Origin of the sequence: Fundicoccus ignavus (assembly GCF_009659375.1) — a bacterium.
In the GTDB taxonomy this organism is placed as follows: domain Bacteria; phylum Bacillota; class Bacilli; order Lactobacillales; family Aerococcaceae; genus Fundicoccus; species Fundicoccus ignavus.
Map to the genome: position 1 here is coordinate 150,978 of NZ_WJQT01000001.1, position 22,794 is coordinate 173,771.

Genomic DNA, 22,794 nt, shown 5'->3' on the forward strand with positions numbered 1-22,794 from the left:
ATCAAAGAATCTTTATTTGAATAAGATTTTAATTCTTTGAAGTTTGTGGATAAAAGCGCAAAAAAGCAAAAAACTAAATTAAATTTAAGATAATAATTTAATTAAAATTTGATTAATTCATAATTCGGTGGTCTGGCTAAAAAATATATATTTAGAAACGTTCAAAACTAATTGTATGCAGTCAAAAGTAGACAACAGTAAATTCTAAGTCAGTTAATTGTGAAAAGAATAGCTGTCTTGACAGCAAAATGTTACACATTTAATTACACAATAATCGAGCTAATGAAAAAATGTTCATTTGATAAGAGGGAAGGTAGAAAGCTTATTTAATAAGGTTTATTCTCCCTTTTTTGTGTTTGTGATGGTATAATCTTAAGTAGCAAACGTAGTATTGCACAAGCGCAAGAGGGGGATTTTTTTATGAAAATTGTATTAGTCGGAAGCGATCATGCTGGTATTGCAGCAGCTAAAATGATCTTAACAAATCCAGAAAACGAATTAGTTGTGATGGATAAAAGCAGCCACATTTCTTATGTAGGTGCGGGTACAGCTTTATGGGTTGGACAAAAAGTTGAAAACTCAGATGATTTATTCTACACAAATCCAGATGCATTAGCGGCTTTGGGGGCTAAAATGTTAATGGAAACAACTGTAACTAGTGTTGATTACGCAAATAAAGTTGTTCACGCTGAAGGTAAAAATGGCGAAAAATTCGAAGAATCATATGATAAATTAGTGTTAGCAACGGGGTCTCTACCAATTGCACCAAACTTACCTGGTAAAGACTTAAAAGGCATTCACTTCTTAAAAGCTTTTGAAGAAGGCCGTGAAGTTGAAGCTGCAATGGCAGATCCAAAAGTAAAACGCGTTGGTATTATCGGAGCGGGTTACATCGGTGTTGAAATTGCTGAAGGTATCCGTTTACGTGGTAAAGAAGTTGTGATGTTCGATGCAGAACCACATTCATTAATGAACTACTATGATGAAGAATTCGCAACAGCAATGGACGAAAACTTAATCGAAAATGGTCTAGAATTACAATTCGGTCAATTAGCTGAAGGCTACATTGGTAACGAAGAAGGTCACGTAGCTGGAATTAAAACTTCAGGTGGCGAATATGCAGTTGACTTAGTGATTAACTGTATCGGTTTCCGTCCTAACGCTGATTTAGGTGGCGAACATATTGAAAAATTTGTGAACGGTGCTTACTTAGTAGACCGCAAACAAGTAACAAGCGATCCAGATGTTTACGCAATTGGTGACTGTGCGACAGTATTCTCGACAGCTCAAGGTAAAACAGGTTACATCGCATTAGCTTCAAACGCTGTTCGTTCAGGTTTAATCGCGGGTGCTAACTTAGCTGGTAAAGACATCGAGTCTCCAGGGGTACAAGGTTCAAACGGTATCTCAATCTTTGGCCTAAACATGGTTTCAACTGGTATCAGTGTTCGTGCTGCTAAACGTTTCGGCGTTGAGGTTGAATACGTTGATTACGAAGACACTCAAATCGAAGAATCTATCAAAGACCACGAAAATGGTTCAGTTAAATTACGTATCGTTTGGGAAAAAGAAAGCCGCCGTATCGTTGGTGCGCAATTCGTGTCTAAATTAAACATCTCAAGTGTAATTCACATGTTCTCATTAGCGGTAGAACAAAACTACACAATTGATCAATTAGCATTATTAGACATTTTCTACTTACCACACTTTAACAAAGTAACAAACTACATCACTCAAGCTGCTTTAAAAGCAATTAGCCAATAAATATTAATATAGCATAAACTGTTCGACCATCTCATAAATAGATGGTCGGCTTTTTTTTGAGGATTATTAGAGTCATGCTGACATTTAAAGGTCAAGTAGCTTGCATTTATTCCGCCATCTATAATTTGGGTGGGTATTTATTGAATTAGTGATGTCAAACAGTTGATTTCGCTTTCCAAAGCAATTTATAAAAGGGGCTCATATTCTGATATAAGCATCAAAAATGTGAATAGTCATTTTGGAATACCTTTTAGGTGTTCATCAACAAGGACAAACAAAACAGCGGTTTAATCTTGACTAAAAATATTCTCTTTCGGTTTTTTTCAGTAAAGAGGAAGTACCAGAATTACTCGATGCTAAGGTAGTACCATCTACCTTAGCATAAAGTTTAGGGTATTAATCTGAACTGATCAGATGAGATTCTTTGCATTTAACTGACAAAACACAGGCCTTTTCACTCTTTAACGACGAATAAATCGCTAACTGACAGTGTTATTGATTAAGCCTACCTCAGTTTTGTCAGATAATGATTTTCACCGAATAAATAAGAGCGATATCATAGTGAGTGTGAGATGATAAAAAGACGTTTTTGTATCCATACAAGAGTCATAATTCTTCTGTTTGTTAAAATGAGTTTTAGGTTAAAATAAAATAACTATTTAATTTTATTTTAATTCTGTTATAATTATTCATAAAAAGATAGAAGTAAAGATAGGAGTTTTCAATGAAACAAGTAGAAACTATAATCGTAAGAATTAATGAATGGTTGTGGGGACCACCGATGATGATTTCTCTAGTTGGCTTTGGGATTCTGGCAACTTTTTATATTGGCTTTCCGCAATTTCGTAAGCTGGGTTTAGGCTTTAAATTAACCTGGAAGCAAATTGTACAACGTGAAGAGGATGGAGAAGGATCAATGACCTCTTTTCAAGCGCTATCCACCGCTGTGGCTGCTCAAGTAGGTACGGGCAATATTGGTGGTGTGGCCTCTGCAATCGCAGCCGGTGGGGCCGGAGCTGTTTTCTGGATGTGGGTTACTGCAATCTTTGGTATGGCAACCATTTATGTGGAGGCTATTTTGGCTCAAAAATATCGTGAGCGAAAGGAGGGTGAGCTTGTGGGTGGTCCAGCTTATTATTTGAGTAGAGGTCTTTCTAATAAAGGTTTTGCGAAATTAGGAAAATGTTTGGCAAATATATTTGCTGTGTTGATTATTGTTGCATTAGGTTTCGTTGGGAATGCAGTACAAGCAAACTCAATTTCAGGTGTGATGTATGAGGCCTTTGGTATTAATTCATTACTTTTAGGTTTTATGATCGCTGCGTTAGCTGCATTGATTTTTATTGGTGGAGTGAACCGTATTGCACGTTTTACTGAAATGATTGTTCCTTTTATGGCATTGGTCTATATTATTGCTGCCATTGCAGTGCTTATTATGTTTAGAGATATGATTGTCCCAGTTTTACAGGCGATTTTTGTTAATGCTTTTTCAAGCAGAGCAGTCTTTGGTGGGGCAGTTGGTTACTCCTTTCAACAAGCCATTCGATATGGAGTGGCGCGCGGTCTCTTCTCGAATGAAGCAGGAATGGGATCAACACCTAATTCTCATGCGGTTGCAAACGTCAAGCACCCAGTTGAACAAGGAGCGGCTGCTATGGTTGGAGTGTTTATCGACACACTTATCGTATGTACGGCGACAGCCTTAATCGTCTTGGTAACGGGTTCAAATAATTCTGGCTATGTAGGGCCTGCGGTAACAATGGAAGGCTTTCGAATTGCTTTTGGTGATTTAGGTGCCAAATTTATAGCAGTTGCGCTATTGTTTTTTGCTTTTACGACTATTATGGCTTGGTATTATTTTGGTGAGAATAATGTAAAATATCTTTTCAAGCAGAGAGCTGCTCTGAAAGTATACCAAGTAATGGTGATGACCTCGATCATTGTCGGTGCCACTTCGAATGTATCACTTGTTTGGGAATTTGCGGATATGTTTAATGGACTGATGGTGATTCCGAATATTATTGGATTGGTCTTTATGATCAAAGAGGTCAAAGGCTTGACCAAGGATTTTGATCAACAAAATTTATCTAATGAGCCTCTTTATTTTGATTATCTGTATAGATAAACTTTCCGGAAAGAGTGAGAATCCCCTGGCCAAAAGGCTAGGGGATTCTTTAGCTTAATCAGTAAATTGTAGGTATTCAAGTGGATGATAGTTTTAAATTTTATGATGGGCATTATACGCCCTGCTTACTATTCCAGCGGGATAAACTTCACGTTTTTGATGAAACTCTTGTCGGTTAACCGAGTAGCTATTGGTGACATTTTTAATACTTGAGTCAGCTCTACAGATTAAACTTGTAGGTAAACAAATTGCTGGTCATTAGAATATTCAGTCGAGAATTGGAAATGAGGATGATCAAAAAGTTTGAGACTCTCAAGATCCTGTACGTTATGTTCAGCCATATAGCGTACCATTTGTCCGCGGGCAATTTTGGCTGGAGTGGCTTTGATTTTCAACTTGCCATCAACACCCCGAGTCGCAAAGACAATCTCAATCAATTGGTCGCCTGTTTGCAAAAAAGGTGCAATGGCTTTGGTATATTCCTTCGAGGCTAAGTTAATAACAGGACCTTTATCAAATTCAAGTGCTTGATAAAGCTTATCACCCCAGTAATCATAGAGATTTTTTGATCCGTCAACTGATAGGTTAGCTTGCATTTCGAGGCGGTAGGGCGAGATACCGTCGAAAGAGCGTAAAAGTCCATAAAAGCCCGACACAATACACAAATGCTTCTTTATATATTCAAGTGCTGGCTCAGTGAATAAATCGGGTGCCATATACTGAAATTGAAGCCCTTTATAGGACATGACCGCTGGTGATAATTGTTTGTCTAGCCGCATCGTTTTTAATCGTTCAAAATTCTCAGTCGCAATACTATCGTTACATTTCCATAATTGCTTGGCTGCTTCGTAAGACAAGACCTGGAGTTTATCTAGAATACATTGGGTTTCAACTAAGAATTGAGGTTCGCTCTCAGCCAAGAAGCTATCGGTTTCGATGGTCATTTTTTTTGTAGGTGAGATGATAATTTTCATACAGAAGTCCTTTCTTGTGGTTACTTCTTATTAGTGTACCACGGAATTTAATGTCTTTTGGTTTTTTTCGAAATAAACAATTAATTTACGAGAGAATCATCGTATATTCTTGTATACGACTTTGAAAAGAAAAGTAAAGATCCTACTAATGGTTTTCAAGAACCTAGACTCGATATAGACTCTTTCACAATGATAAAAATTTAGTAGTGATATTTGGAGCTGTTTTTCTCTCAAGGTTAAAAAGTAGATGACTAATAAAAGCAGTAAAAAATTACAACTCCGGCTGGATAAATTGTAAGTTCTGATAGCTTAATTAATAGAATTTTTGCAACGAAGAAAGAAAATGGACTCTTATTCGTCGCTTAAATTACTTTGGAATCACTCAATTTGGTTAACTTTCTCCTTTCATCAACTTCATTTATTATATTATTATTCTGGTAAGTATCGCATAGACCGGTCGAAGGCAATTTTTAGGCAAGTAAAGTTAATTTAATAGTAGACTTCATAAGACTCAATATTTGTTTGATGTTAGTCAATAAAAATTGATGCCATTAGCAAAAATAATCGTATCATTTCTTTGTTTAAACAGTGATGAAATCTTGGTAATATGGTAGGAAGAGAAACGAGAGAGGGCTTTGAAAAATGAAACCATTGAATATTGTGATTATTGGAGCATCTTTTGCGGGAATAACGAGTGCCTTAACGATTAAACGTTTGGCACCAGCGACGGTAGTGACCGTTATTGAACGAGAAGAAACAGTCGGCTTTATTCCAAGTAGTGTGAATCGTTTGTTGAAAGGACAGAATCGTACTTTGACGGAACAGACGTCAGTGAATTTGGAACAATTAGTGGCTGCAGGTATTGAATTGAAATTAGGCTGCGAAGTTGTTGCGATTGAATCAGCGCAACAATATGTACGTTTGGTTAAGGCGGGACAAACGAGTGATTTAAACTATGATAAATTAATCTTGGCCATGGGTTCACACCCACAAGCTGAACGTATTCGGGGGGCCAACTTGCCAGGCGTGTTAACGACAAAAACCTTATCAGCTAGTGAGCAGAGTCAAGCAGAGTTAACAAAAGCCAATAGAATCTTGATTGTCGGTGGCGGTCAAGTCGGCCTGGAGGCAGCTGATGCGTATGCAGCTGCGGGTAAGACCGTGACAATTGTGGAAGCATTTGATTCCTTGGTGTTCAAATATTTCGACGCAGAAATGGTATCAGAGCTGGAAGCGAGAATGGTGGCTCAAGGCGTGAAGCTGTACAAGAATCAACAAGTTGAAGCGATTGGAAAAGTGTCAGCAACGGAGACTGAACATTCAGCTTTGCGTGTAAGAACCAGTCAACATCTTGAACTGCTGGCCGATCGTGTTCTGTTGGCGGTGAATTTCCGCCCAAACAGTCAGTTGGTTGCGGAACATTTAGCGACGCATTTAGACCGTACCTTAGTCGTGAACGAATACTTACAAACGAGTCAAGCAAATATTTATGCGGCTGGAGATCTGATTCGAGTACCTTATTTAGGAACTGAGAATGATTATTACTTGCCGTTTGTCAACAATGCGATGATAACAGGAAGGCTGGCAGCAATGAATGCGCTGGGCCTATCAGAACCGTTGCAGCCTGTAGTACGTGTCATGGGGTCACACTTATTTGGTCTGTATATCGCGAGTGCTGGCTTGACCGAAGAAGAAGCTAAACTTTATCACCGTATCTTAACTCTGACACAAGTACACACTGATGAGTCTGATGGGCCAATTACTTTGAAATTGATTATCAAGCAAGAAACAGGGCAGGTGTTGGGTGGACAAGTTTATTCACAAGTTAATGTGTTAGGCTTAATAGATGTCCTAGCGCTTGCCATCAAATCTCAGCTAACTGACCGCGACCTTGCATTTCAGGATTACCATTATTACTCAATGAGATCAAACCGTATCCCTATTCTTAATAAGGTGGCTTTCGATCTTTATGAAAAGCGTTTGAAAGAGGTGGGCCACGATGCACCTTGAAGAACTGTTTGAAAAACGTGAAAAAGGCCAATTAGAGTTAATCGCCGCCTTGATGAATGCATCAGCTGAGGCAAGTTTAAAAGAAATTTTATTAGAAACGGACTTATCACGTTCTACTTTATTGAAGTATATTGAAGAATTAAATCTATTAGCAGAAGAAGAAAATTTCGCCCTTAACATTCACCTTAATAATGATCATGTATCCTTGCAGATGGGGCATCAAGTAACGAAAGAAGATTTGATTCAGTTACTACTGCCATTTTCTGTTAAAATCAAAATCCTTCATTACCTCTACCAGAAGGATGAGTTTACCGTTCAGAAATTGGCTCAAGTCTTAACGATTAGTGAAGCGACATTACACCGTCAATTAGCGGCGTTGAATACTTCTCTTGCAGAGTTTGGTTTGAGCATCAAGAATGGACGTTTGCGGGGGGAAGAACATCAAATTCGTTATTTCTATTATCAGTTATATTGGTTGACCATACCAAAAAAAGAAATGGCGCAGGAATTTAGCTTACAACAATTTCAAGGGATGATTGAGGCGATTAAACAATTCTGGGCGATGGATATGTCAACGACGAATCAGTATAAATTGGCACTGTGGTTCTCCATTACGAAACAAAGAATTGGCTTGAAACACAAAGAATTTAAGCGCATAAAACAGTTGATGCAACCTTACTCAAATCACCGTTTCTTCCAACAAGTTCGCCAACAAATGTTGCGTTATTTAAGTCGCTATGCTTTGGAGGTTGAAGAAGAAGAAACGATGTGTCAGTTTATCTTTATTACCACGATGTCAATTTTATCACCGCACGTAATGGAACGTAAGCTGGGCTACGGTGGACCGGTGAGTCATGCGACGACTAAGGGCTTGAAGTTTATTCGAGCGATTGTACCTTTGGGCGAGAATTTGAACGAACAAGCGCTCTATACTTTGAATCAAATGTTGGGTCAACTTTATTTCTTCAAGGGCGCTTTAATTGATCGCAGCTATAGTCTGGAAAGTGATTTGGCCTTGATTGGCAATGCCATGGCCTTGGAACATGCTGATTTAGCGCAAGAAATGATTGAAGAAGTCATGAAAGACATCTATCTGTCCAAAATAGGGCAGCTTGGAGACTTGTTGAATAAGAGCCGTTGGCGCATTATGGAAGTCTTGTCATTTGTCATTTATCAAAATCCACAACAGTTTCAAATTGGTGTAGCTTTGGCTGGTTCAGAAACAAAATGTTTACCAGTCTTAACGGTTTTACGTCAGCAGCTTGAAGTTAATCGCTTAGTTACACTTGAATGGTGGGATTCAAGTCAGTCCTTCGATTTTGTCATTTCAAATGTTTATAATGAAAGTTACCCTGTTCCTTATTATTACTTAAAGGGTGCCCCTAATGCTTTTGATATTCAGCAACTTGAGGAGATTATTAACGAACATCTCACGTTGCCTCAATAAGTACTGGGATATCCGTGAAGGTGTCGTGCTGAGCACGGCACCTTTAGTTTTATACTGCGCTCAGCTGGTTGTTTTTCCAAGTCGCTGAGGTCGTTAATCCGTCTAATCTTAGTTTTTTAAAGCAATCTCCTATTAGGTTGGGAGCGTTTTTAGGTTTTGTGATCAATTTTAGAAAAATATTTCTCCTAGAGGTTTGTGATTAAATCGGGCTTGCTTTGGGGTGGCTCTCATGATTTTTCGGAAATAAAAAAAAGTCGATAGTTACAAATTTAAAAAAGCAGTAAAGTATAGTTAAGTTACAAATGTAAGCATTAACATTTATTTGTAAACGCATTTATTGTATTAAATATAGGAGGCTCATTCAATGGAACAATTTATTCTATCCATCGATCAAGGAACAACAAGTTCACGTGCAATCATCTTTAATAAAAAAGGTGAGAAAGTTAGTAGTTACCAAAAGGAATTTACGCAAATCTTCCCGAAAGCGGGTTGGGTTGAGCATAATGCGAACGAGATTTGGACGTCTGTTCAGTCGGTTATAGCTGGAGCGTTTATCGAAAGTGGTATTAAGCCGTCACAAATTGCGGGGATTGGGATCACGAATCAGCGTGAGACGACTGTGGTTTGGGATAAGGAAACTGGTTTGCCGATTTACAATGCGATTGTGTGGCAATCTCGTCAGACTGCGGATATTGCGGATGAATTAAAAGCTGCGGGTCATTCTGAGATGATTCATGATAAAACGGGTTTAGTGATTGATGCCTATTTCTCAGCTACGAAAATTCGTTGGATTTTAGATAATGTTGAAGGTGCGCAAGAGCGTGCTGAAAAAGGTGAATTATTATTCGGAACAATTGATACATGGTTAGTTTGGAAATTGACAGATGGTGCTAAGCACGTTACGGATTACTCAAACGCGGCAAGAACAATGTTATATAACATTAAAGAATTGAAGTGGGACGAGGAAATCTTATCGCTATTAAACATTCCAGTAGTGATGTTACCGGAAGTTAAGTCTAACTCAGAAATTTATGGTGTAACGACGCCTTTCCATTTCTACGGCGGCGAAGTGCCAATTGGTGGTATGGCGGGTGACCAACAAGCAGCTTTATTCGGTCAGTTAGCTTTTGAGCCTGGAATGGTTAAGAATACTTACGGAACTGGGTCATTCATTATTATGAATACTGGTGAAGAAGTTCAAATGTCTAAAAATAATTTATTAACGACAATTGGTTATGGAATTAATGGTAAAGTTTACTATGCGCTAGAAGGGTCAATCTTTATTGCAGGTAGTTCAATTCAATGGCTGCGTGACGGTCTAAGAATGATCGAAGATTCAGCTGAATCAGAAGCATTGGCTCGTCGTTCTACTAATAATGATGAAGTGTATGTGGTACCGGCCTTTACTGGTTTAGGAGCACCTTATTGGGATTCTGATGCTCGTGGCTCAGTGTTTGGGGTAACGCGTGGTACGACTAAAGAAGATTTTGTTAAAGCAACATTGCAATCGATTGCGTACCAAGTGCGTGATGTCATTGATACGATGCAATTAGATACTGAGATCAAAATTCCTGTCTTAAAAGTTGACGGTGGAGCAGCCATGAACAACTACTTAATGCAATTCCAATCAGATATTATCGGAACAGAAATCGCACGTGCGAAAAACTTAGAGACAACGGCTTTAGGGGCTGCTTTCTTAGCTGGTTTAGCGGTTGGTTTCTGGAAAGACTTAGACGAGATTAAAACATTAAATGAAGCGGGAGAAGTATTTACACCTTCGATGAACAATGCGCGTAAAGAACAACTTTACCGTGGATGGAAGAAAGCCGTCAACGCAACACGTGTGTTTGCGCAAGATGATGCTGAAGCAGATTTCGAATAAGGAGAGAATTTAAATGATGAAATTTTCAAAAGAAACACGCCAACGTGCAATTGAGAAATTGCAAGAACGTGAATTGGACCTCTTAATTATTGGTGGGGGTATTACGGGTGCAGGTGTGGCGATTCAAGCTGCCGCTAGTGGCTTAGAGACAGGTTTAATTGAAATGCAAGACTTTGCGGAAGGTACAAGTAGCCGTTCAACTAAATTAGTTCACGGTGGTATCCGCTATTTAAAACAATTCGATGTGGAAGTTGTATCTGATACGGTAAAAGAGCGTGCAGTTGTTCAACAAATTGCACCGCATATTCCCAAAGCGGATCGTATGTTATTGCCGGTTTATGATGAGCCGAATTCAACCTTCAGCATGTTCCGTCTAAAAGTAGCGATGGACTTGTACGATTTATTGGCAGGTGTGACGGGGACGCCACTTGCGAATAAAGAATTAACTAAAGAAGAAGTATTAGAACGCGAACCACAAATTAAAGCAGAAGGCTTATTAGGTGGGGGAGAATACTTAGACTACATCAATAATGATGCGCGTCTGGTAATCGAGAACATTAAACGTGCCAACGAAGATGGTGCGTTAGTTGCTAGCCGTGTGAAAGCGGTCGGTTATTTAAAAGACGAAAACGGTAAAGTAACAGGTGTTAAAGCAGAAGATGTGTTAACAGGTAAAACGTTCGAGATTAAAGCCCGTATTGTGATTAACACAACTGGACCATGGAGTGACGTTGTGCGTAACATGGATAATGCGGATGCACCGATTTTACAAATGCGTCCTACAAAAGGGGTTCACTTAGTGGTGGACAGCAGCAAGATTAAAGTACCGAATGCGACTTATTTCGATACTGGCTTAGGTGATGGCCGTATGGTCTTTGTTATCCCGCGTGAAAATAAGACATATTTTGGAACGACGGATACGGATTATCATGAAGATTTAGCGCATCCGACGGTAACGAAAGAAGATGTTGATTACTTGCTGGAAGTGGTGAATAATCGTTTCCCTGAAGCGAAGATTACACTGGCTGATATTGAAAGTAGCTGGGCTGGTTTGCGTCCGTTAATTTCTGGTAATAATGCGTCGGATTACAATGGTGGTGACAATGGCGCGATTTCGGATGAAAGCTTCGATAATTTAATCGCAACAGTGAGCCGTTACTTGAACAAAGAAGCAAGCCGTGACGATGTGACAGAAGCAATTGTGTCAATCGAAAGTAATTCTTCAGAGAAGAGCCCATCAACTATTTCACGTGGTAGTGCTCTAGATATTGATGCGAACGGTTTAGTAACGCTAGCTGGTGGTAAAATTACCGACTACCGTAAGATGGCTGAGGGGGCAATGCAGGCAATTATCGAGATTCTTGCTGAAAACTATGGTCGTCGTTACACATTGGTCAACTCGAAAACTTATCCAGTTTCAGGTGGGGAATTAAACCCATCCAATGTTGAATCTGAGTTAGAGACAATTGCGAGCTTAGGTGTAAAACGTGGTTTAGAATTGGCAGATGCACGTTATATTGCGAACGTCTTTGGTTCAAATGCACCGCGTGTTTACAATTTAGCGAAAGATTTGGAAGCGGCCGAAGGCTTATCATTACGCGAAACGTTGGTATTACACTATACAATGCGTGAAGAAATGGTCTTAACACCGGTTGACTACTTCTTAAGAAGAACCAATCATTTATTATTCATGCGTGAAACTTTAGATGATTTAATTGCGCCAATTTCAAATGAAATGGCTAAGTTCTTAGGCTGGACTGACGAAGAAAAAGCCGCTCACTTAGCTGACTTAGACAATGTTTTAGCTGAAAGTGATTTAAGAGCAATGAAAGAAGCAAACTAATTACAAAATATGAACGACAGGGCTCAGCCTGAATTTGGCCGAGTCCCTGTATAATTGAGGAGAATAAATATGGGATCTGAATTTATTGGAGAATTAATTGGGACATTTATTTTAGTATTACTTGGAAACGGTATCGTAGCAGGAAACGTGCTAGACAAAACAAAAAGTAACAATGCTGGTTGGTTAACGATCACAATTGGTTGGGGGATTGCGGTAACAATGGGTGCCTTCGTATCAGGTTACATGAGTCCAGCTCACTTAAACCCAGCCGTAACCATTGCTTTTGCAGTAGCAGGTAGCTTACCATGGGCTTCTGTATTGCCTTATATAGCAGCACAAATGATTGGTGCTTTTTTAGGTTCAGTTGTTGTTTGGTTACAATACAAAGATCACTACGACATTACTGAAGATCAAGGTGCAATATTAGGTTCATTCGCAACTGGACCAGCCATTTACAATCCAGTAACAAACATGATCAGTGAAATTGTTGGAACATTCATGTTAATGTTTGGTATCCTTTCATTCTCTAACTACGATACCTTCCCTTGGGCAGGAAACTTAGTAACTGGTGCGTTAATTATCGGGATTGGTTTATCATTAGGTGGAACAACTGGTTACGCGATTAATCCTGCTCGTGACTTGGGACCACGTATCGCTCACGCTATCTTACCAATTGCGAACAAGGGTGATTCAGACTGGAAATACGCTTGGATTCCTGTAGTAGCACCAATTATTGGAGCTTTATTAGCTGTTGGAATTTACGGCCTAATTTAATCATACATCTAACGCGCAATGCCATGAACTTGGTGTTGCGCTTTAATTTTATAGAATTTGAAGTTTAATGATTAATCGTCATACACGACTCGCTTTCATGGTTGGGTACTACGTATTATGATAACGCAATCTGCATGATTTTTAATGGAATAAGATAATCGAAAGGCCCTTCGCCTCTAGCGTGTTCGGTCACTTTACTCTCTACTTTTGGCTAGGTTAATGTGCATTCTTTTTGATGGACAATAAAACATAATGTATGTTCGTTTCGACAACTTGCTAGCTGAGTTATAAGCGATTCGTAAGCTCGCTATTGTTACATACATACAAACCAAACTGGTATTACTCCAATTACTACAAGTTTTTCAGCATCTTCACCCAATATAATTCCACTCGTCACACGGTTAAAATGTTTACGATTAGTATCACTTCCTCAGTCTGCATATTTTCATTAAATTATCCCCTTCACAATATTGCTGCAAATTCATTCCAATTAGCCCAATTACTATTTTGAATAAGTTATCAGAATGTTTTGTGCACAAAGCACATTATTTGTTCGTTTTGAACAAATCCGGCGCAAATTTTAGTCAAAAACAATATGTGAAACGTTGAGCAAACTAGTTATGATTAAGTTACAAATAAGAGATAGGGGGAAGCGATATGTCACTAGAAATGATTGCACGTGAAGATTTAAAGGAAAGAATTTTTCATTGGCCACAGCTAGAACAATTTAGAGATGAAGCTGCAACGAAGACAATTTTATATGAAACATCTAATACAGTTGGTGCAGTTTGGTGCATGAAGCCAGGACAAACTTTGCCTATTCATTCGCATAGTTGTGCAGATGACATTTGGGTAGTAATTGAAGGAATAGCAGAATTTTATCCTGAATGTGGTAAGAAAGTAACGATTAAAGCAGGAGACATCGTGTTAGCACGCGCAGGTGAAAAGCACGGAATGACGAATACATCGGATGCAAACTTTGTTATGTTAGGTATTGCTGGACCAACTCCCATAGGTTTTATTTCTCATGAAGCACAACACTTTATAGCATGAATAACCAAAAAAGATAAGGAGAATTTATATGCGTATTAAACTATTGGAACCATTAAATGTACCACACGAGTTGATTGAGGAATTAGCTGCACCTATAAGAGCAAAAGGGCATGAATTTATCTATTATAAAGAAAAAACAACAGACCTAACTGAATTAGCTGAACGCAGTAAAGATGCGGATGTGGTAATGATTGCGAATAATCCTTACCCAACAGAAGTTATTGAGCAAGCAAAGAACTTACAATATATTAACGTTGCCTTTACAGGTGTTGATCATGTCGGTCTAACGTCGATTCAGAACCAAGAAATTCTATTATCGAATGCGGCAGGTTATGCGAACCAAGCAGTTGCGGAACTGTGTGTTGGCCTGACACTCGACCTATACCGTAAAATTACACAAGGAAACGCAGAAATCCGTGACGAAAACTTTCCTGGACCTTTTCAAGGTGGCGAAATCAACGGCAAAATTGTAGGAGTGATCGGAACAGGTAAAATCGGCTTAGTCACAGCACAATTATACAAAGCTTTCGGTGCTAGATTAGTTGCCTACGATCCGTTTCCGAATCCAAACGCAGTAGCATTAGGGATTCAATACCTAACGCTAGATGAGGTGTTAGCACAAGCTGATATCGTGACCCTTCACCTACCTTTATTACCATCTACCAAAGGATTGATATCGGCTGATAAATTCCAATTAATGAAGAAATCCGCAATTCTGATTAACTGTGCACGTGGACCGATTGTCGATAACGCAGCACTTGCTGAAGCGCTGAATACTGGACAAATTGCAGGAGCGGGTATTGATGTCTTTGATATGGAACCACCAATTCCAGCAGACTATCCATTATTAAATGCTAAGAATGCGATATTAACACCACACATTGGCTTCTTAACAAATGAAGCAATGGTTAAGAGAGCTCGTATTGCTTTTGATAATATCTTAGCCTTCTTGGATGGCACACCTCAAAACTTAATAGCTAAATAAATAATACTTACTACGCAATATCATTTAATTGGTGTTGCGTTTTTTGACAAAATAGGAACGATTATTGCTTCAATTCCATGCGAATTCTAATTAAAGTCAAGCTTACTTTAAAGTCTTTCTATAATATTGACACACATTTAAAGTATTAACTATAAGCAGAAGGTAATGAAATGTAATCAATTAAAACAATGAGGATTAATTAAACGGATCATGAGATTGTGCATCAATTAGAAGTGTTTACGCTAGAGTAGCTAGATGTAGATTTAGTAATTATCAAGGTTTCTTATTCTTTAATGAACTATAAGGACATGCACGCTTTCAAAAAACGAGAGTTATCATTATAGATTGCTATATGGGAGTGAATCGCATAGGTAGTTTGTCAGAATATGTTTGCGTAACAGCAGAATGGCTAGTTGCTTTTCCAGAAGGTCTAATTATATTAATACTTTTATTTTCAAAACAATAAATCGCACTAAAAAGGACGAACTCAACAGCTCGTCCTCTAAAGTTATTCAATCATTTATTTCTTAATACATCCCACGACTCTGACCACTCAAATCAATGTAAATATTCTTAGACTGTGAATAAGCGTCTAGAATCATCTTATGCGTTTCACGTCCAATACCCGAGTTCTTGTAGCCACCAAATGGAGCTCCAGCCTCGAAGCCAGCATAAGTATTGACCCACATACGACCAGTACGTACACCACGAGCCACTTTAAAGGCTGTGTTTAAATTGCTTGTCCAAACGCCACCACCAAGACCGTATTCATTATCGTTAGCCATTGCGATGACTTCATCGGCATCTTTAAATTTAATCACAACACCCACTGGGCCGAAGATTTCTTCTTGAGCAATGCGTAAATCGTTAGTTGCCTCAAATAGAGTTGGTTGATAGAAAGCACCATTTGATAATTCGCCCTCTGTATAGCGACTACCACCCGTTAATAATTTAGCGCCTTCCTCTTTACCAATTTGAACGTATTTCTCAATTGTCTTCACTTGATTTTCGTTTACTTGAGAACCCATTTGAGTAGCTGCATCTAAAGGACTGCCCACTTTGACTTTCTTGAATTCTTCTACTAAGCGACCAACGAATTCGTCATAAACGGATTCCTGTACAAAAATTCTTGATCCAGCTGAACACACTTGACCTTGGTTAAACAGAATACCTAGAGAGACACCTTCTAAGGCTAAATCCATATCCATGTCTTCGAAGAAAATATTCGCTGATTTACCACCCAATTCTAGAGTAGAAGGAATTAAGTTTTCAGCAGCTGAAATTCCAATTCGGCGGCCAATTTCAGTTGAACCAGTAAAGGCGATTTTATCGATTCCTTTGTGGTGTTGTAAATATTCGCCTGATTTAGAGCCGCGTCCTGTTACTAAGTTAAAGACACCTTTAGGCAGAACGTCGTTTAGTATTTTGGCTAATTCTAAGACACTTAATGAAGTACTTGAAGAAGGGCTGAATACAATTGTGTTACCAGCTGCTAGCGCAGGCGCAATTTTCCAAGCGGCCATTAAGAATGGGAAATTCCAAGGCACAATTTGCGCAACGACACCAATTGGCTCGCGTAAAATCATAGACATTGTTTGATCGCTTAGCATTTTCACTGTATCTTCTTCAGAACGAATTACGCCGGCGAAATATCTAAAGTGATCGACTGCTAATGGGATATCGGCTCCCGAAGTCTCACGAATTGGCTTTCCGTTATCTAAAGATTCGACCTCAGCAAAGAAGTCTAACTTCGCTTCAATGCGGTCAGCAATTTCTAGGAGGATGGCAGAACGCTCTTTGACGTCCGAACTTCCCCAAGATTTAAAGGCTGCTTGAGCCGCCGCCACTGCTTGGTCAACATCTTCGTTAGTCGCATCGACAATGGTAGCGAGTGCTTCGCCGTTCGCTGGGTTATAAGAGGTAATCGTATCAGTACCAGACCCTTGCGTCCAAACACCATCAATGAGCAACATGTAATCTTTTTCTAATTCAATCGACATTCTCTCACTCCTATTTCATTTAATGGTTAAAGCATAGCGTAAAAATAAAACGGTTTCAACTCAGTGTTTCGCTAGACGCAACATGAATAAAACTTAATCATTGCTTAAGCCTTTAGGCACAAGCTTACTAAATGTCTATGAAATATTTTCATATTGAGTATGAAAATAGGTTATATTTGTCGGATTTTATCTCGGAAAGTTCCGATAAAAGCTTGATCAAATTGACTTAATTGGCGATTACTTTGATGGGCAATAAAGAAATCTACGGATATTAAATCAGCATTAATAGGGTAAAGATTGAAGGACAAGTGTTGATCGGTATAGCCAATAATACTCTCGGGGATAAATGTAACACCCGCATTGTGCTGAGATAATTGGGAAACGGTATAAATATTCTCACTCTCTAAAATAACTTGAGCGGTTACTCCATAACGTTGACACAAGCGATCAATTTGTCGCCGAATCGCTGAACCGCTTTTGGTTAAAACGAGTGGTTCAGCTAATAGTTCGTTCATCGCAATCGTGTTAGCAGGCAAATAAGTTTGGCCTTCTTGATAAAAACGTGATTGTGTTGGAATGATGGCATAATAGAGATGACTTCCGACCGCTTCAACATTCAAACTGGGTGAGACGGTCTCGGGATTTTGCCCGATATAAAAATCAATTTCTCCGGATAAAGCTTTCATTTCATTATTTCTTGGAATGTCTTCTGTGATGTTGATGGACACACTTGGATAGCGTTCGAGAAACTTTGGTAAAGTTAGTGGTAATAAATAAGTGGCTAAACTCGATAGAATACCGATTTTTAATTTCACAGCATCCGTCGTGCGGGCTTCCGTAATCGTTTGGAATAACTGTTGCTTATCCTTTTCTGCAGCGACTAAATAGTCGTAGTACAATTTACCAGTTTCTGTCAGCTGCAATTGCGGACTTTGACGATTAATGATTTCAGCACCTAATTCTTCCTCTAATTTCTTAATAAATTGGGTCAAATAAGGCTGAGAAATATATAAATCCTTAGCGGCTTTTGTAAATGACTGATGCTTCAACAAGGCTTCTATAAACGGTAAAGCGTGAATAGAGTATAGGCTGGACATACAGCACCTCTTTCGCATTATAACTTTTTACTTATAATACCATAATAATATAAATATTTCACAAAATACTTTAAAAATTCTATTATGTAGGTAAGAAGTAAACGTATTAGGAGTAATTTTTTTAATGTTTAATGCTCAAAAAATCACAATAAAGGATGGTAATTATGAAATTAATCGCAATAGTCGGTACAAACTCTGCGCGTTCAACTAATCGCAAGTTACTAAAATTTATCCAAACACATTTCGCTGAACAAGCTTCAATTGAATTAGTAGAAATTGATGATATTCCTGCCTTCAATGAACCGAGTGATCGCCAAGCGCCTACGCAAGTCCAAATTTTATCAGACAAAATATTGTCAGCAGATGGGGTGATTATCAGTACACCAGAGTATGATCATTCGATACCCGCAGTCTTAAAAAGTGTACTAGAGTGGCTATCTTATACGACTCAGCCTCTAATTGATAAACCAGTCTTAATTACGGGTGCATCATTGGGCTCATTGGGGTCGTCGAGAGCTCAAGCGCATTTGAAACAAATATTAGATGCGCCTGAAATTAAAGCACGTATAATGCCGAGTGCTGAATTTCTATTAGGTCATTCAGGTCAAGCGTTTGATGATGAGGGACAACTAACCAATTCGGAAAAAGTCGCAGAACTGGAAATTATTTTTGCGGAATTTATCCAATTTGTTGAGATAACAAATCAGTTATTAGCTGCTCAAACAAAGACTAAACAAGCATTTTCTTGGAAATAAAAGGAGGAAGTAAGATGAAATTTGTAGGTATTGTTGGAACGAATGCAGAATTTTCTTATAACCGTTTATTGCTCAAATTTATGGCGGAACATTTCGACCAAGAAGCGGAAATTGAAGTTTTAGAAATTAAAGATGTACCCATGTTTAACGAAACGGAGGATCAAAGTGCCAATGAAGCTATTCAGCACTTGAATGATAAGATTGAAGCAGCTGACGGTGTCATTATTGCGACGCCTGAACATAATCACTCAGTTCCTTCGGCTTTAAAAAGTGTTTTAGAATGGTTGTCATTTAACTTACATCCATTTGACGGTAAACCAGTTATGATTGTTGGAGCCTCTTACGATGTCCAGGGTTCATCACGTTCGCAATTACATTTGCGTCAAATTTTAGATGCGCCAGGAGTCAATGCGATTGTGATGCCAGGAAATGAATTCTTACTAGGGCGCGCCCATGAAGCCTTTGATGAGGCGGACCAGCTGAAAGATAGTCGAACAGTGAATTTCTTAGAAAGTTGCTTTAAGAAATTTATGCGCTTCACACAAGTTGTTAATTTATTGGCTATACCTGAAGAAATTGAATTTGTACCAGGGAATTATACTGTGACGACACCGGGACATAATGGGGATTTATCGATGGTGGTGAAGTTTTCAGAAGACCGCATTGAAGCCATTGATATTGATACAGCAGGTGAGTCAGCAGGGATTGCGGATGTTGTCTTTACGCGTATCCCTCAGGAAATTTTAGAGGGGCAAACCTTGAATGTCGATGCGATTTCGGGAGCAACGGTTACAAGCCAAGGTGTGATTGATGGTGTTGCAGCAGCGGTTCGATTAGCGGGTGCAGATCCAGAAGTATTAAGAAAACGTCCTAAAGATAATCCACAAGCTAAAGTTGAAGAAGTTGAATTGGAGACAGACGTCGTAGTTGTAGGTGGCGGGGGTGCTGGTTTAAGTGCCGCTGCGAGTGCTTTACAAGCAGGCAAACGTGTCTTATTACTTGAAAAATTCCCATCAATTGGTGGAAACACTGTCAGAACGGGTGGGCCAATGAATGCTGCTAATCCTGATTGGCAACGCACAATTGCTGCTTTACCTGGAGAGGATGCAACACTAAAAGCAATTTTAGAGATGCCCCTTAGTGACATTCATGCAGAATATCAAGAAGATTTCAAAGTTTTACAAAAGCAAATTGAGGCATATTTAAACGAAGCGGATGGCAAAGATGCTTATTTATTTGATTCATCGTTGTGGCATCGAATTCAAACTTACTTAGGTGGTAAGCGTCACGACTTAGCTGGCAATGAAGTTTACGGTAATTATGAATTGGTGAAAACTTTGACGGACAATGTGTTAGCTTCTGTTCATTGGTTAGAGGACATTGGTGTTGAATTTGATAAAGAAACCGTTCAAATGCCGGTTGGTGCTAACTGGCGCCGTGGTCACAAACCGTTGAAAAATGAAGGTTATGCCTATGTATCCGCTTTGCAAGCCTATGTAGAAGCAAATGGTGGCGAGATTATGACGGATACTTCTGTTAAAGAATTATTGGTAGAAGATGGCCAAGTGGTTGGTTTAATTGCGCGTGGACCGGGACGTCGGAAAGTAACCGTTCATGCGAAAGCTGTGGTACTTGCTTCAGGTGGTTTCGGTTCGAACACTAAGATGTTGCAACAATATAATACGTATTGGGATGAAATTGCTGACGACATCAAGACATCTAATTCACCTGCTATTACGGGTGACGGTATTGAGTTAGGTGCAGCAGTTGGAGCAGATTTAGTCGACATGGGCTTCATCCAAATGTTACCGACAACTGATCCAAATACAGGAGCACTCTTTACTGGATTGCAAGTTCCGCCAGCAAACTTTGTAATGGTGAACCAAGAAGGTCGCCGTTTTGTGAATGAGTTCGGAAGCCGTGATGAATTATCACAAGCTGCTATTCGTAATGGTGGACTATTCTACTTAATTGCCGATGAAAATATCAAGGCGACTGCCATGAATACGAGTGACGAGAAGATTGAAAAAGAAGTGGAACAAGGTATCTTATTCCGTGCGGACTCACTGGAAGAATTAGCTACACAAATTGGTATGGAACCTGCTGTATTAATCGAAACAGTTGAGAAATACAATACTTATGTAGAGGCAGGGTTTGATCCTGAGTTCCATAAAGGTGCCTTTGAGTATAAAGTAGAGAAAGCACCTTTCTATGCAACACCAAGAAAACCAGCTGTTCACCACACAATGGGTGGTCTGCGTATCGATGCTGAGACGCACGTCTTAACTAAAGAAGGCGATATTATCTCAGGACTTTATGCAGCTGGAGAAGTTGCAGGCGGAATTCACGCAGGAAACCGTTTAGGTGGGAATGCTTTAGCTGACATCTTTACGTTCGGACGAATTGCCGGTACAAACGCTGCTAATCAACAATAATCAGGCCGAATATTAACCAACAAGCACCTTGCGAAAAACAAGGTGCTTGTTTTTTACTATGTGAAGCTATAAGTTAAGCGTTGATCTAATTGCCTTTGTGCTTCGCTTAGCTTTTTGTCTGTTAGGATGTATTCGCGGCTAACACACTATTTGAGTTTGAACGAATAGAACTATAATTTATACAAATCGTTACAAGCATAGGTCAGGTTCGTATTTTGTTATAATAGGCGTAACAGTACGAAAGGAGAAGTCTTATGAAAGCAATGATTATTTCGGTTGGTTCTGCTTTGTTAAAAGGTTCAGCTACCAACACTAATGCAGCCTTTCTGTCGCGTGAACTCACTGCTTTAGGTTTTGATATTACGGAAAGTATAATGATTCATGACGACGAAGAAAAGTTGCTTGAAGTTCTAAAGAAAGCGGAAGCCCAAGTGGAATTTATTGTGTTAGTGGGTGGTCTGGGGCCTGATGATAATGATATTGTTAAAACAACTTTAGCGAAACATTTGGATCTAGATTTAGTTTTGGATGAGGAAACACAAAATCGTATTATGACTTATCATAAGAATTCGAGTTTGGTGATGCCGAAAAACAATCAACTTCAAGCTTTAACTTTACTTGGATCTACGCCTTTAGTGAATGTGACCGGCTTAGCGTTGGGGATGTTTCATCAAACAGATACGCATCATTATTTACTATTACCAGGACTAGCTGATGAGTTAGTACCAATGTTTATTGAGAATACGAGACCACTTTTACTTGAGAAATTAACGGATAAACCTTGTGTTTCTAATCGCATTATTCGGCTATATGGTCTCACGATGGCACAGGCTCATCAAGAACTAGGTGAAATTGCGACGACAGTCGAGAATCCGATTATTCAGATTTATCCAGCTGATATTGAAATTGAAGTTCAGTTGACAGCGCGAGCAGATACAGAAGAAGATTGCCACCAACTGATTGCGAAAGCTGAAAAACAGATTGAAGAGCGATTGGGTGAATACATTATTGGTTATGGGACAGAAAATTTGCCTAACATAGTTCGCCAGCTGCTTAAAGAAAACAAGTTGAAATTAACAGCTGCAGAAAGTCTAACGGGTGGTGCTTTTCTGAGTGAAGTATCTAGTTTGTTTGAGGCAGGCTTAATTTTAGATGGTGGGATTGTGACCTATAGTGAGGTGACGAAGCACGATGCACTTGGAGTGACGAAGAAAACGATTGAAACACATGGCGTAGTCAGTGCAGAATGTGCTTTTGAAATGGCAGAGAAGTCTTTGAAAATGTTTGATGCGGACATTGCAGTTTCGCTTTCTGGGGTTGCTGGACCGAGTTTACTTGAGAATGAAATCCCAGGTACAGTTTGGGTTGGAATCGCAGTTAAGGATCAAAAGACATTTGCTCGCAAATTTCATTTTGGATATAAGCGTAACTTGAATCGACGTCATTCGGTTTGGAGTGCGTTCAATATGGTGCGGAAGCATATTTTGGAAGAGGAAATTGAAGAGGTTGTTTATAAAAAATAGTCTAATGGTCAGAAGAGTTTCGGTAATAAATGTTATATTATGAAATTCGGATGATTTGCAACTGGAGAGCGTGAACCGTAAAGTTATCATAGAAACTTTAGTTAGTGTGATTGTGCAAGTATTGAAG

15 protein-coding genes are annotated in these 22,794 nt (G+C 39.1%); 12 read left to right on the top strand and 3 right to left on the bottom strand.

Annotation, left to right across the window (positions count from 1 at the left end; all coding sequences use genetic code 11):
• Positions 1-420 precede the first annotated feature (420 nt).
• A complete protein-coding gene (nox, locus tag GF867_RS00885; RefSeq protein ID WP_153831233.1) occupies positions 421-1,764 on the top strand; it encodes a H2O-forming NADH oxidase in 1,344 nt (447 codons plus the stop codon).
• 724 nt (positions 1,765-2,488) lie between these two features.
• Positions 2,489-3,889, top strand: coding sequence for an alanine/glycine:cation symporter family protein (locus tag GF867_RS00890; protein ID WP_153831234.1), 1,401 nt, complete (start codon positions 2,489-2,491; stop codon positions 3,887-3,889).
• A gap of 227 nt (positions 3,890-4,116) precedes the next feature.
• On the opposite strand, the gene yaaA is transcribed toward GF867_RS00890, so the two are convergent.
• The gene (gene yaaA, locus GF867_RS00895; protein ID WP_153831235.1) at positions 4,117-4,863 is read right to left on the bottom strand and encodes a peroxide stress protein YaaA; all 747 of its coding nucleotides are present in this window, start codon (positions 4,861-4,863) and stop codon (positions 4,117-4,119) included.
• Between the two features lie 642 nt (positions 4,864-5,505).
• Between yaaA and GF867_RS00900 the strand changes: the two genes are divergently transcribed.
• From GF867_RS00900 to GF867_RS00930, 7 genes are all read left to right on the top strand, one after another.
• Positions 5,506-6,873: an FAD-dependent oxidoreductase gene (locus GF867_RS00900; RefSeq protein ID WP_153831236.1), complete on the top strand. Its 1,368-nt coding sequence runs from the start codon at positions 5,506-5,508 to the stop codon at positions 6,871-6,873.
• Positions 6,863-8,320, top strand: coding sequence for an AcpB/EbpR/MafR family transcriptional regulator (locus GF867_RS00905; RefSeq protein WP_153831237.1), 1,458 nt, complete (start codon positions 6,863-6,865; stop codon positions 8,318-8,320). Before GF867_RS00900 ends, GF867_RS00905 begins: the two co-directional genes overlap by 11 nt.
• Positions 8,321-8,684: 364 nt before the next feature.
• Positions 8,685-10,202 carry a glycerol kinase GlpK gene (glpK, locus tag GF867_RS00910; RefSeq protein ID WP_153831238.1) on the top strand — a complete coding sequence of 506 codons (1,518 nt, stop codon included), beginning with the start codon at positions 8,685-8,687 and terminating at the stop codon, positions 10,200-10,202.
• A 16-nt stretch (positions 10,203-10,218) separates the two neighbouring features.
• On the top strand, positions 10,219-12,045 hold the full coding sequence (glpO, locus tag GF867_RS00915; protein ID WP_153831457.1) for a type 1 glycerol-3-phosphate oxidase: 1,827 nt from the start codon (positions 10,219-10,221) through the stop codon (positions 12,043-12,045).
• 69 nt (positions 12,046-12,114) lie between these two features.
• Positions 12,115-12,819, top strand: coding sequence for an MIP/aquaporin family protein (locus tag GF867_RS00920; RefSeq protein WP_153831239.1), 705 nt, complete (start codon positions 12,115-12,117; stop codon positions 12,817-12,819).
• 657 nt (positions 12,820-13,476) lie between these two features.
• Positions 13,477-13,872: a cupin domain-containing protein gene (locus GF867_RS00925; RefSeq protein WP_153831240.1), complete on the top strand. Its 396-nt coding sequence runs from the start codon at positions 13,477-13,479 to the stop codon at positions 13,870-13,872.
• A 28-nt stretch (positions 13,873-13,900) separates the two neighbouring features.
• Complete coding sequence (locus GF867_RS00930; RefSeq protein ID WP_153831241.1) at positions 13,901-14,857, top strand: 2-hydroxyacid dehydrogenase; 957 nt, start codon at positions 13,901-13,903, stop codon at positions 14,855-14,857.
• A gap of 527 nt (positions 14,858-15,384) precedes the next feature.
• On the opposite strand, the gene GF867_RS00935 is transcribed toward GF867_RS00930, so the two are convergent.
• The gene (locus GF867_RS00935) at positions 15,385-16,857 is read right to left on the bottom strand and encodes an aldehyde dehydrogenase family protein (RefSeq protein WP_153831242.1); all 1,473 of its coding nucleotides are present in this window, start codon (positions 16,855-16,857) and stop codon (positions 15,385-15,387) included.
• Between the two features lie 170 nt (positions 16,858-17,027).
• Complete coding sequence (locus tag GF867_RS00940) at positions 17,028-17,954, bottom strand: LysR family transcriptional regulator (protein ID WP_172973918.1); 927 nt, start codon at positions 17,952-17,954, stop codon at positions 17,028-17,030.
• 164 nt (positions 17,955-18,118) lie between these two features.
• Here GF867_RS00940 and GF867_RS00945 point away from each other — a divergent pair, with 164 nt between their 5' ends.
• The 3 genes from GF867_RS00945 to GF867_RS00955 all read left to right on the top strand — a co-directional run bounded on the left by GF867_RS00945 (position 18,119) and on the right by GF867_RS00955 (position 22,667).
• Positions 18,119-18,709 carry an NADPH-dependent FMN reductase gene (locus tag GF867_RS00945; RefSeq protein WP_153831244.1) on the top strand — a complete coding sequence of 197 codons (591 nt, stop codon included), beginning with the start codon at positions 18,119-18,121 and terminating at the stop codon, positions 18,707-18,709.
• Positions 18,710-18,723: 14 nt separating this feature from the next.
• The gene (locus GF867_RS00950; RefSeq protein WP_153831245.1) at positions 18,724-21,144 is read left to right on the top strand and encodes a flavocytochrome c; all 2,421 of its coding nucleotides are present in this window, start codon (positions 18,724-18,726) and stop codon (positions 21,142-21,144) included.
• Between the two features lie 254 nt (positions 21,145-21,398).
• On the top strand, positions 21,399-22,667 hold the full coding sequence (locus tag GF867_RS00955) for a CinA family nicotinamide mononucleotide deamidase-related protein (protein ID WP_153831246.1): 1,269 nt from the start codon (positions 21,399-21,401) through the stop codon (positions 22,665-22,667).
• Positions 22,668-22,794 lie beyond the last annotated feature (127 nt).

Bases quoted from the DNA above. Each gene is read 5' to 3' on its own strand.
- nox (WP_153831233.1), top strand. From the start codon at position 421: ATGAAAATTGTATTAGTCGGAAGCGATCATGCTGGTATTGCAGCAGCT.
- GF867_RS00890 (WP_153831234.1), top strand. From the start codon at position 2,489: ATGAAACAAGTAGAAACTATAATCGTAAGAATTAATGAATGGTTGTGG.
- yaaA (WP_153831235.1), bottom strand. From the start codon at position 4,863: ATGAAAATTATCATCTCACCTACAAAAAAAATGACCATCGAAACCGAT.
- GF867_RS00900 (WP_153831236.1), top strand. From the start codon at position 5,506: ATGAAACCATTGAATATTGTGATTATTGGAGCATCTTTTGCGGGAATA.
- GF867_RS00905 (WP_153831237.1), top strand. From the start codon at position 6,863: ATGCACCTTGAAGAACTGTTTGAAAAACGTGAAAAAGGCCAATTAGAG.
- glpK (WP_153831238.1), top strand. From the start codon at position 8,685: ATGGAACAATTTATTCTATCCATCGATCAAGGAACAACAAGTTCACGT.
- glpO (WP_153831457.1), top strand. From the start codon at position 10,219: ATGAAATTTTCAAAAGAAACACGCCAACGTGCAATTGAGAAATTGCAA.
- GF867_RS00920 (WP_153831239.1), top strand. From the start codon at position 12,115: ATGGGATCTGAATTTATTGGAGAATTAATTGGGACATTTATTTTAGTA.
- GF867_RS00925 (WP_153831240.1), top strand. From the start codon at position 13,477: ATGTCACTAGAAATGATTGCACGTGAAGATTTAAAGGAAAGAATTTTT.
- GF867_RS00930 (WP_153831241.1), top strand. From the start codon at position 13,901: ATGCGTATTAAACTATTGGAACCATTAAATGTACCACACGAGTTGATT.
- GF867_RS00935 (WP_153831242.1), bottom strand. From the start codon at position 16,857: ATGTCGATTGAATTAGAAAAAGATTACATGTTGCTCATTGATGGTGTT.
- GF867_RS00940 (WP_172973918.1), bottom strand. From the start codon at position 17,954: ATGTCCAGCCTATACTCTATTCACGCTTTACCGTTTATAGAAGCCTTG.
- GF867_RS00945 (WP_153831244.1), top strand. From the start codon at position 18,119: ATGAAATTAATCGCAATAGTCGGTACAAACTCTGCGCGTTCAACTAAT.
- GF867_RS00950 (WP_153831245.1), top strand. From the start codon at position 18,724: ATGAAATTTGTAGGTATTGTTGGAACGAATGCAGAATTTTCTTATAAC.
- GF867_RS00955 (WP_153831246.1), top strand. From the start codon at position 21,399: ATGAAAGCAATGATTATTTCGGTTGGTTCTGCTTTGTTAAAAGGTTCA.